Here is a 12,195-nt window from a genome sequence, read left to right on the forward strand (position 1 = left end):
ATCGCATTGGTTCGCTATTCCACAGAAGCGCTGGAGTATGAAAGCTAAGGCCTTAAAAAACGCTGTTTTAAAAGTTGGCATAAGGGTTGCATTGGTAAATGTGCGGGGCAAAGGACCCGCATTTCGGGAGAGTTTCTTAGGGTTATGGCAAACCATTAACACTGGGTGACTTCCCGTTTTCTCTCATCATCGCTGATTACGGCCCCGCATTGCGGGGCCTTTTTTTTGCCCGCACTTTGCGCAAAGCTCATAATGCTTTAGTTTAGGGTCTCCCAAGGCGTTCCCAAATTTGACGGCCCCGGGAGAGAGGCTCTCTTTTATGGCAAGGATGCATGAGCCAGGTAATTAATGAGCTAATTTCGATAGTCGAGCCCTGTGTGTCAGAGTCACTAACCCCAAATCCGTCCAGCGCAGTGTTCCACTTGGCAACCAGCGATGAGCTCTCTTCTTTGGATGCATCTCGTCTGTCTCGTCATACCGCTTCTTTGCAAGATTTGTTTTTAGATTCAGATTACGGATTGTGGGAGTGGCATCCGGATTCCGGTGCCCAGCGTGCTCAGGGTGAAATTTGGCTCCTGTTTGCAGAAACTGCAGAACTCTCTTTGACTTCCCTGTGGACGGGTGATGAATTGCGTTCGGTTCACTCTGATGAGCGGGATCGAATTATCACTGTGCGGCGTCGTCTTACCAACAAAGGTGGACACTTCGATACTACTTTTCGGGCCTACGATAGTCTCGGTCAATTGCGCTGGCTGCGATTGCGGGGACGCGCAATAAACCTCGAGGATGACAGTGGGTTTGTTGTGATTGGAAGTTGCGCTGACTTCACTGAAACCTTGGCCCAGCGCTACCTATCCAACCTGCCTGGCGAGCGCCCCTTACAAACACTGTCTGGAGTTGGCGATGGTTTATGGGAGTGGGATCTACGCGCAGATGAAATGGTACTTGATGATGCCTGCTGGGGGATTCTGGGTTACGAAGTGAGCCCGATACGCAGTATCGGTATTTCAGCTGCGGAGCAGTGGAAGGCTCGAATTTTAGCGGAGGACTTCCCTCGGGTTGAGCAGTCCATGCGGGATCATGTGCGCGAGGGGTTGCCGCTCGATGTGGAATTTCGCATCTGGCGTTCGGATAACAGTGTGGTTTGGGTTCGCTGCCGCGGCAAGGCCCAATTAAATAGTCGCGGTCAGCCGGTGCGGGTGTTGGGAGTTTTACAAGATGTCAGCCGCAGCCGGGAAAGACTTTCGCAAATGGAGCGGGAGCTGGAGTTGCAGCGGGAGGAAAATGCGCATCGGGCAGATTTATTATTTAGCCTGAGTCATGAATTACGCACACCACTTAATGCAATTTTAGGTTACAGCCAAATTGTCGAGTTAGATCAGAGCCTCAACGCAGACCAGCGTCAGCGCTTATCAGAAATTCGTCGCGCGGGGCAGCATTTATTGCATTTGGTCGGCGATGTATTGGAGCTGGCCAGAATTGACAGTAGGCGTTTGGGCCCCTCGATGGAATTGATTCGTCCGGCCGATTTGGTTGCAGAATGTAAACGTTTACTCGAGCCCCTAGCTGAAACCCGTCGCGTAAGTTTGATGTTTGAACCTCTTGGCTGGGAGTCCGCTTATATTTGTGCGGACCCGGTGCGCTATAAGCAAGTCGTATTGAACCTGGCGGGCAACGCAGTGAAATACAATCGCGAAAATGGCCGTGTCATCATTAATTTTACGCCGCAGGCCGATGGTTGGTTGAGGCTGAATATTTTGGATACCGGCAAGGGGATTGCCGCAGAGAGACGCAAAGAAGTTTTTGAGCCCTTTAACCGTTTGGGGGAGGAAAAAGGGCATATCGAGGGTACGGGCGTCGGTCTTGCAATTGCCAAGCGTCTGGCTGAGGCGATGGGGGGGCGGATCGATTTTGACAGTCAGGAAGGGCAGGGCTCAGTATTTTGGGTTGAATTCCCGATGGTCGATGCAGCGGAATCTTTCTTGTCATTTGGAAATGCTGTTGACGCCCCATCAACATTGCCCGATTGTAGTTTGCTGCTAGTCGATAACCGTCCTGAAAGTGTGGCCAGGGTGGAAAAACTATTGCAGGGAGCACCGCAAGTACAGCTTTCTGTGGCCGCAGATGTTGTTGAAGCCATATTTATGGCGCGTACCCAAGCGCCGGATGTACTGTTGTTTCCCAATGCCTTGCGGGGAATGTCAGTTGGGGATTTGGTAAGTATCCTCAAGCAGGGTCAAGTCACTCAAAAAACCTGTTTGGTGGTTATGGGAGGAGAGGCTTCCTCGGGGGTGACAACCGCTTTGCCAGATAACTTTGATCGAGCGCAGCTTGCGCGAGTTTTGGTGGAGTGTTTGACGGGGAAGAGGTGAACTGGACTTTTGGAATCAGCACCCCGGCATCTTATTTGCCGGAGTGCCGTTCAGGCTCTTAGCGTATGTGCCCCATATGTTTGCCCACGATTTTCACCAGGGGCTTAAATACTTTTGGAGTGGCGCAGACCAGGTGGCCGGAATCCAGGTAGTCTTCACCGCCGCGGAAGTCGCTGATCAGGCCGCCGGCCTCTTTGACTAGCAGGGAGCCCGCTGCGATATCCCAGGTGTTCAGGTACATTTCCCAGAAGCCGTCGAATCGCCCGGCAGCAACATAGGCAAGATCCAGCGCTGCAGCGCCGGGGCGGCGGATTCCCGCAGTTTGCCCAGCGATATCTTTTAGGGCGGCCAGGTAGGCGTCGATGTTATCCAGCGGCAGGCCGTTGAAGGGAATGCCGGTGCCAATCAGAGAGCCGCGCATGCCCTGGCGTGAAGAGACGCGGATACGGCGGCCATTCAGGGCAGCGCCGCGACCGCGACTTGCGGTAAATTCTTCGCGTTTGATGGGGTCCAGTACGACTGCGTGCTCAATGCGGCCGCGATAGCGACAGGCGATAGAAACAGCGAACTGTGGGACGCCGTGGATAAAATTGGTGGTGCCATCGAGGGGGTCGATAATCCACTCGTAGTCGGGCTCTGCGCCCTCTTGCAGGCCGCTCTCTTCAGCGCGGATGCTGTGCTTGGGGTAGGCCTTGCGCAGGTGATAGATAATCTCCTGTTCGCTGGCCTTATCCACTTCAGTAACGAAATCGTTGCGCGTCTTTTCTTCGAATTTCATCAGGTCGCCGCGCTCCCAGGCCCGTTCGATCAGTTCTCCTGCCTTACGCGCCGCGCGCAGGGCAATATTTAGCATGGGTTCCATAACTATTCCGCACAAAGTGGTTAAAGGGGTTAAAAAGCAGGCCGCAGGTTAACTGCGACGGACGCGATTGTAGGGATTCCGATTGGTTTTTGCTACACTCGCGCGCCCCCATGACACCGATTTATTACTTTCAGTATGGCCAAGTCACCTTTAGACACGACTCCACTTGCTGCACTCGACAATGTGCGCGTGGTTCTGGTTAACAGCGCACACCCCGGAAATATTGGTGGTGCGGCGCGCGCGCTCAAGAATATGGGCCTGAGTCAGCTGTACCTGGTAGCGCCTCGGGAATTTCCTGCAGCCAATGCTGTTTGGCGTGCAGCCGGGGCAGCTGAGCTGCTCGATAGTGCCGTTGTGGTGGATACCCTGGAAGAAGCCGTGGCTGATTGTGGCCTTGTTGTGGCCACCAGCGCTCGCGAGCGCCGAATCCCTTGGCCCCTGCTGACCCCGCGCCAGTGTGGAGAGCGTACCGTCGCCGAGGCCACGTCTCATCCGGTTGCTTTGGTGTTTGGCCGCGAGGATCGAGGGCTTACCAACGAAGAGTTACAGGCCTGTAACTACCATGTGCATATTCCTGCCAACCCGGAATACAGCTCCCTGAACCTGGCGACTGCTGTTCAGGTACTTGCCTACGAAGTGCGTATGGCGGCCCTGGAAGCGGAAAAGGGCGAGCCAGTGAATTACACCGATTGGGATCGTCCACCGGCCAAGGCCAGCGATATGGAGTTGTACTTCGATCACCTGCAGCAGGCGCTGGGCGAGCTGGGCTTTATTGACCCGGATAACCCCCGCCAAACAATGACCCGCCTGCGCCGACTGTATAGTCGGGTGCGCCCCGATGATATGGAGCTGGGTATCCTGCGCGGTATGTTGACCTCAATCCAGAATTACATTCATCGCTCTGGTGGTAAGGGGCGACCCGACTAGTTGAGTACCCGAGTGTCCCGCTGGGTTATATACTTGACTACAGTAGTGGGTTATTCCATACTCGCGCCCCGATCGGAAAAGGGCTGTACATCAGTTGGGAGCTGATATGCGTTTGACAACCAAAGGCCGCTACGCGGTGACTGCCATGCTGGACCTGGCGTTGCACGCTGATCGCGGACCGATCAGTCTGGCAGACATATCCAAGCGCCAGGGTATATCGCTGTCCTACCTGGAGCAGCTGTTCTCCCGGTTGCGGCATTCTGGGCTGGTGTCCAGTGTGCGCGGGCCCGGCGGTGGTTATCGCCTGGCGCGGGATGGTGAAGAGATTTTTGTGGCGCAGATCATTGATGCGGTCAATGAGTCTGTAGATGCCACCAGCTGCGGCGGCAATGCAGATTGCGCCAATGGCGAACAGTGCCTGACCCACTACCTCTGGTCAGACTTGAGCGATCAGATTCATAGCTTCCTCAGCAGTATCAGCTTGGCCAACCTGGTTTCCCGAGCTGAGGTGCAGGAAGTTGCGCGTCGGCAAGATATGCGCGAGGCGCCGGAAGAGAGGGTCGCTGTACTCGGCGGCCTGTGATTGGGGCCCAAACGGGCCAGCAGACAGATATTAGAGATTTACTAAGCGGAAACGGTATGACTATGAAGCTTCCCATCTATCTGGACTATTCGGCTACCTGTCCGGTTGACCCACGCGTCGCCAAGAAAATGGCAGAGCAGCTGACGATGGAAGGCAATTTCGGCAATCCGGCCTCTCGTTCCCACCTGTTTGGATGGAAAGCGGAAGAAGCAGTGGAGAATGCCCGACGCCAAGTGGCGGAGCTGATCAACGCCGATCCGCGGGAAATTGTCTGGACCAGCGGTGCCACCGAGTCCGACAACCTGGGTATCAAGGGTGCGGCCCACTTTTACCAGAGTCGCGGCAAGCACATCATTACCTCCAAAATTGAGCACAAAGCAGTTTTGGATACCTGTCGCCAGCTGGAGCGGGAAGGTTTTGAAGTGACCTACCTGAATCCCCGCGAAGACGGCATCGTCTATCCGGAGCAGGTTGAGGAAGCCATGCGTGAGGACACCACTGTGGTGAGCCTGATGCACGTTAACAACGAGATCGGGGTGATCAACGATATCGCTGCGATCGGCGAACTGTGTCGCTCTCGCAAAGTTATTTTCCATGTGGACGCGGCCCAGAGCGCCGGCAAGTTGCCGATCGACCTTCAGGAAATGAAAGTTGACCTGATGTCCTTCTCTGGCCACAAAATTTACGGCCCCAAAGGTATCGGTGCCCTTTACGTACGCCGCAAGCCCCGCGTCCGTCTGGAAGCCCAGATGCACGGTGGCGGCCACGAGCGCGGTATGCGCTCCGGTACCCTGCCGACTCACCAGATTGTCGGTATGGGCGAAGCCTTTGGTATTGCCAAAGAAGAAATGGCTCAGGAAGCCGAGCGTCTGCGCTCTCTGCGCGACCGTTTCTGGGATCAGATCAAAGATATGGAAGAGGTCCATATCAATGGTTCCGCCGAGAAGAGAATTCCGGGCAACCTGAACGTGAGCTTTGCGTTTGTAGAAGGTGAGAGCCTGATCATGTCGTTGCGCGACCTGGCGATCTCCTCCGGTTCCGCTTGTACCTCTGCGAGCCTGGAGCCCAGCTACGTACTGCGAGCCCTGGGTGTTAACGACGAACTGGCGCACAGCTCACTGCGCTTCAGCTTTGGTCGTTTTACCAGCGAGAGTGATGTCGATACCGCTGCCGCAGAAGTGCGCAAAGCAGTGGAGAAACTACGTGAATTGTCACCGCTTTGGGATATGTACAAAGACGGCGTAGACCTGAACAAGATTGAATGGGCCGCTCACTAAGCGCGCGCAAGAGTTAGGAGAAAAGTCATGGCCTATAGCGATAAAGTAATTGACCACTACGAGCACCCCCGCAATGTTGGACGTATGGACGACAAGGCGGACAATGTAGGTACCGGAATGGTTGGCGCGCCCGCCTGTGGTGACGTGATGCGCCTACAGATTCAGGTAAGCGACGAGGGCGTTATCGAAGATGCCAAGTTCAAGACCTACGGCTGTGGTTCCGCCATTGCCTCCAGCTCCCTCCTGACCGAGTGGGTGAAAGGCAAGACGATCGACGAAGCGGAGCAGATCAAGAACACTGCCATTGCAGAGGAGCTGGCGCTGCCGCCGGTAAAAATCCACTGCTCGGTTCTCGCCGAAGACGCGATTAAAGCTGCGGTTCGCGATATCCGTGAAAAGCGCGGTGAGTCCGATGACGCTGTAGAAGCCAAGGAATCTGCGGCGGGTTAACTTTTCGTCCAAATGTAGCGTCTAAACATAGCGAAGGTGTTGTTTTGGCTATTAGTATGACCGAGGCCGCTGAGGCCCACATTCAAAGTCAATTGGCCAAGCGAGGCAAGGGAATTGGCATTCGTGTCGGTGTCAAAACGGCCGGCTGTTCCGGTCTCGCCTATGTGCTGGAATTTGTCGATTCGTTCGAAGCCGAAGATACGGTATTTGAGCAAAACGGCGTTAAGTTGGTGGTGGACCCCAAGAGTCTGGTTTACCTCGACGGCACCCAGCTGGATTTCGTCAAGGAAGGCCTGAACGAAGGCTTCACCTTCTCGAATCCCAATGTAAAAAATGAGTGTGGCTGCGGCGAGAGTTTCCACGTCTGATTCGCTCTCGCCCCACAAGGCCGGGTGCGCTGCGCATACCGGCCTTTTTATTGGCTCCTCGGACAGTTGGGGGCCGTGCAGCAGTAAGCGGCAACTTCAGCCGCGTCCCAGGCTGTGCCCCAGTAGGTATATTCAGATGGCAACCAACCTGAACCATTTCGAAGTTTTTGGTCTGCAACCCGCGTTCGCGGTCGATCGCAGTGCCCTGGCGACCCGCTACCGGGAGTTACAGCGGGAATTCCACCCGGACAAATACGCTTCCCATTCCGAGGGCGAACAATTGTTGGCCATCAAAATGGCGGCTCAGATCAATGAGGCGCACACCGTTTTGCGCGACCCGGTACAGCGCGCCGCCTACCTACTCAAGTTAGCCGGGGTAGATGTGCCACCTGAGCAGACCACCAAAGATACTGAGTTTCTGATGCAGCAGATGATGTTGCGCGAGCGCCTGGAAGAAGTGCGTGAGCAGCCCGATCCGGCAGCTGCGCTGGATGAGCTCAGTGCTGAGGCGCGGGGGCTGATCTCCAATGAGGAACAGTGCTTTGCCGAAACTTATGACGGGGGCGATCTGGGCGCAGCAGAGGACTCGCTGCGCAAGCTTCAGTTCCTGGCCAAGCTTGAGAAACAAATTGACGAGCTGGAAGAAGACCTTTTCAACGACTAGTTGCGAGAGCACTGACTGAGAGGGCCAGATGGTACCGCGCCCCGCTTAAAGAAGAGATAACTAATGGCATTACTGCAGATTTCTGAACCGGGCCAGAGCCCAGCTCCCCACCAGCGCAAGCATGCAGTGGGTATCGATTTGGGGACCACTAACTCACTGGTAGCGACCGTGCGCAGTGGATCGGCAGAGGCCATTGCCGATGAGCAGGGTGAAGTGATCCTGCCATCAGCGGTGCACTATGGAGCCGAGGCGATTACCGTGGGTGCTGAAGCCCGCGCGTGCGCTGCAGAAGACCCCTACAACACCATGATTTCTATCAAGCGCCTGATGGGGAGGGGTGTTGCGGATATCAAAAGTTTCGGTGAGCAATTGCCCTATCGCCTGGCTGAGAGCAGTGGCGGTATGCCTTCGATTGAAACTGCAGCCGGACCGGTAAACCCGGTGCAGGTATCGGCAGAAATCCTGAAAAAACTGGCCGCGCGCGGCCGCGAAGCGCTCTACGGCAAGGCGGGCGGTGAGCTGGATGGTGCGGTGATCACCGTGCCTGCCTACTTCGATGATGCCCAGCGCCAAGCGACCAAAGACGCCGCCCAACTGGCGGGCCTGAAAGTCCTGCGCCTGCTCAACGAGCCCACAGCAGCGGCTGTTGCCTACGGCCTGGATAAAGGCGAAGAGGGTGTGATCGCGGTCTATGATCTCGGTGGCGGCACCTTCGATATCTCTATTCTGCGCCTGTCCCGGGGTGTGTTTGAAGTCATGTCTACCGGCGGCGATACAGCCCTTGGTGGCGACGATTTCGATCGCACTATCGCTTCCTGGATCGCCGAGCAAGTGGGATTGGGTACCGATCTCGACGCCGCGACCCAGCGAGTCCTGTTAGACAGCGCCTGTGCTGCGAAAGAATCCCTGTCCAGTGTCGAGCAAGTGGAAGTGCAATACGGCGACTGGTCCGGTGTGCTTGACCGCGACACCATGGCTTCACTGCTGGACCCCCTGATCGACAAAACCCTACGCGCCTGTAAACGCGCCCTGCGCGATGCCGGTATCAGTGCCGATGAGGTGCAGGAAGTGGTTCTGGTGGGTGGCTCCACTCGTACTTTGCGCGTGCGGGAGCGGGTTGAGGGTTATTTTGGCCGTCCCCCCCATGCGGAAATTGACCCCGACCAAGTAGTAGCAATCGGCGCCGCGATTCAGGCGGATGTACTGGTGGGCAATAAGTCCAGCGAAGAACTGCTGCTGTTGGATGTTATCCCTCTGTCCCTCGGGATTGAAACCATGGGTGGCCTTACGGAAAAACTGATTGATCGCAACACGACTATCCCCGTCTCCAAAGCCCAGGAGTTCACCACTTTTAAAGATGGCCAGACTGCCATGGCAATCCATGTCGTCCAGGGCGAGCGGGAACTGGTGAGTGACTGCCGCTCGCTGGCGCGCTTTGAATTGCGCGGTATACCGCCGATGGTGGCCGGTGCCGCCCATATCCGTGTAACTTTCCAGGTGGATGCTGACGGTCTTTTGTCGGTGACAGCCATGGAAAAAAGCAGTGGCGTCAGTGCCGATATTACGGTTAAACCTTCCTACGGCCTGGAAGACAAGGATATTGCGCGCATGTTGCAGGAGTCCTACACCCACGCCGCTGAGGATATCGCCCTGCGCGCCCTGCGCGAGGCTCAGGTAGAAGCGGAGAGAACCCTGGAAAGCATGTTGGTGGCCCTGCGTGAGAACGGCGCCCAGCTGCTGGACGAAGGTGAGTTAAACGAGCTTGAGCACGCGATGGAGGCTTTGCGCCTGGCCCATAACGGCGGCGACGCAGAGGAAATTCGTCGACGTATCGAAGCCTTGAATAAGCTGTCTGAGCCTTTTGCTGCCAAGCGTATGGATGCCTCCATTAAGCGCGCTATGCAGGGCCACAGCTTGGATGAATTTGATAAATAACCATGATCAGGCGCAGACTCTGCGCTGCCGGCGGCCGGGGAGTCGTTACTTTCTCCCCGTCGGATTGAGACCACAGAGGTTCAGTACCCCATGCCGAAGATAGTATTTTTACCCCATCCGGAAATGTGCCCCGAGGGCAAAGTGGTGGAAGCGGAGAGCGGTGTCAGCGTGATCGACGCGGCCCTGGCCAACGATATTGAAATTGAGCACGCTTGTGAAAAAGCCTGTGCTTGTACCACTTGCCACGTCATTGTGCGCGAGGGCTTCGATTCCCTGGAAGAGCCGGACGAGCTTGAAGAGGACCTGCTGGATAAAGCCTGGGGCTTGGAACCGGAGTCTCGCCTGTCCTGTCAGGCGATTGTGGAGGATGAAGACCTGGTGGTCGAGATCCCCAAGTACACCATCAACCAGGTGTCGGAAAAGCACTGACCTGCACGCAGAGGAAGCCGAATCATGAAGTGGACTGATATTCACGATATTGCCATAGAGTTGAGCGAAGCTCACGAGGATGTGGACCCTCTGACGGTCAACTTTGTCGACCTGCGCAACTGGGTGATGGCGCTGCCCGGATTTGATGACGATCCCGATCGCTGCGGAGAGAAAATCCTCGAGGCGATCCAGGCTGCCTGGATCGAAGAGCGGGAGTAACCGGCCTTCGGGGCAGTATTGGCAAGAGAGTACAAAAGTCGATCAATACCCCGTATAATCCGCCGGCCGCGAAATGCGGTGATCAAAAATTGAGTACCCCCGGTGGGTATGAAAGGAATATCAGGGAAGAGCAACTGAGTAGGTTGCTCTTTCTTTATGTAGGGAACCTCTGAACAACTCCGCAACACCTCTGCGAGCCTTACGGGGCTTACAGAGTTGTTTAGAGGTTCCTAAGTTAAGTTACAAAAAATCAATTTGGAGATAACCATGGCCCTGGAGCGTACCCTTTCTATCATCAAGCCGGACGCAGTAGCCAAGAATGTAATCGGTGAAATCGAGAGCCGTTTTGAGAAAGCTGGCCTGAGCATTGTTGCCATGAAGATGGTTCAACTGTCCCGCGAAAAAGCTGAAGGTTTCTACGCTGAGCACAAAGAGCGTCCTTTCTTCAAAGACCTGGTTGACTTCATGACTTCTGGTCCAGTTGTTGTACAGGTTCTGGAAGGCGAGAACGCTATCCTGGCAAACCGCGACCTGATGGGTGCTACCAACCCTAAAGAAGCTGCTGCTGGCACCATCCGCGCTGACTTCGCTGACAGCATCGACGCCAACGCTGTACACGGTTCCGACTCCGCAGAGTCCGCTGCTCGCGAAGTAAGCTACTTCTTCGCCGACGACGAAATCTGCGCGCGCGCTTAATCCGCGCCACAAATCGCACCGGTCGGTCCGGACCGGTGCAATTCTTCCCCCGAGGTGAAATGAATGACCACAGAGAAAACCAACCTGCTCGGCCTTTCGGTAGAAAAGCTGGCCGCCTTTTTTGAATCATTGGGCGAGAAGCGCTTCCGCGCTGTTCAGGTTTTAAAGTGGATTCACCAGAATGGGGTTGATGATTTTGCTGAGATGACCAATGTCAGCAAGGCCCTGCGCCAAAAGCTGGCGGAAGTGGCCGAAGTCCGTGCCCCAGAGGTATTGAATCAGTGGGATTCCGCCGATGGCACACGGAAATGGTTAATTAAAGTCTCCGGTGGCAATGCTATCGAGACTGTCTATATCCCCGATGGCGATCGCGGCACCCTGTGTGTCTCCTCCCAGGTGGGCTGTTCCCTGGATTGCAGTTTTTGTGCAACTGGCAAACAGGGCTTTAACCGCGATTTAACCGCGGCAGAAATTATCGGGCAGGTCTGGATTGCCTGTAAATCTTTCGGTCAATTAGACCCGAAAGGACCGCGCAAGGTTACCAACGTGGTGATGATGGGCATGGGTGAGCCATTGCTCAATTTCGACAATGTGGTCGATTCCATGAACCTGATGATGGAAGACAACGCCTATGGTATTTCCAAGCGCCGCGTTACCCTGTCGACCTCCGGTGTAGTGCCCGCACTGGACCGCCTCGCCGATGTGACCGATGTGAGCCTGGCAATTTCCCTGCATGCGCCCAACGATGAATTGCGTAACGAGTTGGTGCCGATCAATAAAAAATACCCTATTGCGGTGCTACTGGATTCCGCCAAGCGCTACATCGACCGCATGCCGGATACGCACCGTAAAATGACCATTGAATACACGCTGATGCGCGAGGTTAACGACCGCCCGGAGCACGCTGAGCAATTGGCGGAGCTGCTTAAAGAGATTCCGGTGAAAATTAACCTGATTCCCTTTAACCCGTTTGAGTTGTCCGACTACCAGCGAGTGAGTAATAACGCACTGCGTCGCTTCCAGCAGATTTTGCTCGACAAAGGTTATACCGTGACTGTGCGCACTACACGCGGCGATGATATTGATGCGGCCTGTGGCCAGTTGGCCGGCAGTGTTAACGACCGCACCCGCCGCTCCGAGCGCTACCGCAACGCAGAGCGCCCCGTTCGTATTGTTAACTAGTCGCTGGTAATTTTTTGTATAGGTTGCCAAATTGTTGGCAGCCTATTGGCTTCGATTTTCCCCTTCTCAAAAAAACTTTGTTCAGCCTGAAATTTCCTTTCTATTCTATTTTTCGTGTCAACGAAATTGCTTTATCTAACGTTTAACGCTCGAGGAAAATTTACCCGGGAAGGGAGTGTTAAATATATGTATATCGCTAAGTTAGAACGATCATATTTTTTTAATCTGCAG

At 55.1% G+C, this 12,195-nt stretch carries 13 protein-coding genes; 12 read left to right on the forward strand and 1 reads right to left on the reverse strand.

Going from position 1 to position 12,195, the window contains the following annotated elements; translation table 11 throughout:
- Positions 1 to 332: 332 nt before the first annotated feature.
- Positions 333 to 2,372 (forward strand): sensor histidine kinase, encoded by a 2,040-nt coding sequence (locus ACJJIE_RS21335; RefSeq protein ID WP_444892901.1) that lies wholly within the window; start codon positions 333 to 335, stop codon positions 2,370 to 2,372.
- A gap of 58 nt (positions 2,373 to 2,430) precedes the next feature.
- Here the strand turns inward: ACJJIE_RS21335 and ACJJIE_RS21340 are convergent, their stop codons facing one another.
- Complete coding sequence (locus ACJJIE_RS21340; protein WP_282934081.1) at positions 2,431 to 3,234, reverse strand: inositol monophosphatase family protein; 804 nt, start codon at positions 3,232 to 3,234, stop codon at positions 2,431 to 2,433.
- Between the two features lie 135 nt (positions 3,235 to 3,369).
- Here ACJJIE_RS21340 and trmJ point away from each other — a divergent pair, with 135 nt between their 5' ends.
- The 11 genes from trmJ (at position 3,370) to rlmN (ending at position 11,964) form a co-directional block, all read left to right on the forward strand.
- Positions 3,370 to 4,161, forward strand: coding sequence for a tRNA (cytosine(32)/uridine(32)-2'-O)-methyltransferase TrmJ (trmJ, locus tag ACJJIE_RS21345; RefSeq protein ID WP_282934080.1), 792 nt, complete (start codon positions 3,370 to 3,372; stop codon positions 4,159 to 4,161).
- A 106-nt stretch (positions 4,162 to 4,267) separates the two neighbouring features.
- Positions 4,268 to 4,744 carry a Fe-S cluster assembly transcriptional regulator IscR gene (gene iscR, locus ACJJIE_RS21350; protein WP_282934079.1) on the forward strand — a complete coding sequence of 159 codons (477 nt, stop codon included), beginning with the start codon at positions 4,268 to 4,270 and terminating at the stop codon, positions 4,742 to 4,744.
- Positions 4,745 to 4,806: 62 nt separating this feature from the next.
- Complete coding sequence (locus ACJJIE_RS21355; protein WP_444894792.1) at positions 4,807 to 6,021, forward strand: IscS subfamily cysteine desulfurase; 1,215 nt, start codon at positions 4,807 to 4,809, stop codon at positions 6,019 to 6,021.
- A 27-nt stretch (positions 6,022 to 6,048) separates the two neighbouring features.
- Positions 6,049 to 6,471 (forward strand): Fe-S cluster assembly scaffold IscU, encoded by a 423-nt coding sequence (gene iscU / locus ACJJIE_RS21360; protein WP_108731985.1) that lies wholly within the window; start codon positions 6,049 to 6,051, stop codon positions 6,469 to 6,471.
- Between the two features lie 44 nt (positions 6,472 to 6,515).
- Entirely contained in the window at positions 6,516 to 6,839 is a 324-nt protein-coding gene (gene iscA, locus ACJJIE_RS21365) for an iron-sulfur cluster assembly protein IscA (protein WP_108731986.1), read from the forward strand.
- A gap of 136 nt (positions 6,840 to 6,975) precedes the next feature.
- Positions 6,976 to 7,503: a co-chaperone HscB gene (hscB, locus tag ACJJIE_RS21370; protein ID WP_444892902.1), complete on the forward strand. Its 528-nt coding sequence runs from the start codon at positions 6,976 to 6,978 to the stop codon at positions 7,501 to 7,503.
- Between the two features lie 63 nt (positions 7,504 to 7,566).
- A complete protein-coding gene (gene hscA / locus ACJJIE_RS21375; RefSeq protein WP_444892903.1) occupies positions 7,567 to 9,438 on the forward strand; it encodes a Fe-S protein assembly chaperone HscA in 1,872 nt (623 codons plus the stop codon).
- A gap of 90 nt (positions 9,439 to 9,528) precedes the next feature.
- On the forward strand, positions 9,529 to 9,867 hold the full coding sequence (gene fdx, locus ACJJIE_RS21380; RefSeq protein ID WP_108731989.1) for an ISC system 2Fe-2S type ferredoxin: 339 nt from the start codon (positions 9,529 to 9,531) through the stop codon (positions 9,865 to 9,867).
- Between the two features lie 24 nt (positions 9,868 to 9,891).
- Positions 9,892 to 10,086 (forward strand): Fe-S cluster assembly protein IscX, encoded by a 195-nt coding sequence (gene iscX, locus ACJJIE_RS21385; RefSeq protein WP_444892904.1) that lies wholly within the window; start codon positions 9,892 to 9,894, stop codon positions 10,084 to 10,086.
- A 267-nt stretch (positions 10,087 to 10,353) separates the two neighbouring features.
- A complete protein-coding gene (gene ndk, locus ACJJIE_RS21390) occupies positions 10,354 to 10,782 on the forward strand; it encodes a nucleoside-diphosphate kinase (RefSeq protein WP_108731991.1) in 429 nt (142 codons plus the stop codon).
- A gap of 63 nt (positions 10,783 to 10,845) precedes the next feature.
- Complete coding sequence (rlmN, locus tag ACJJIE_RS21395; RefSeq protein ID WP_444892905.1) at positions 10,846 to 11,964, forward strand: dual-specificity RNA methyltransferase RlmN; 1,119 nt, start codon at positions 10,846 to 10,848, stop codon at positions 11,962 to 11,964.
- Positions 11,965 to 12,195: the final 231 nt, after the last annotated feature.

Source organism: Microbulbifer maximicatervae (SeqCode) (genome assembly GCF_052467325.1).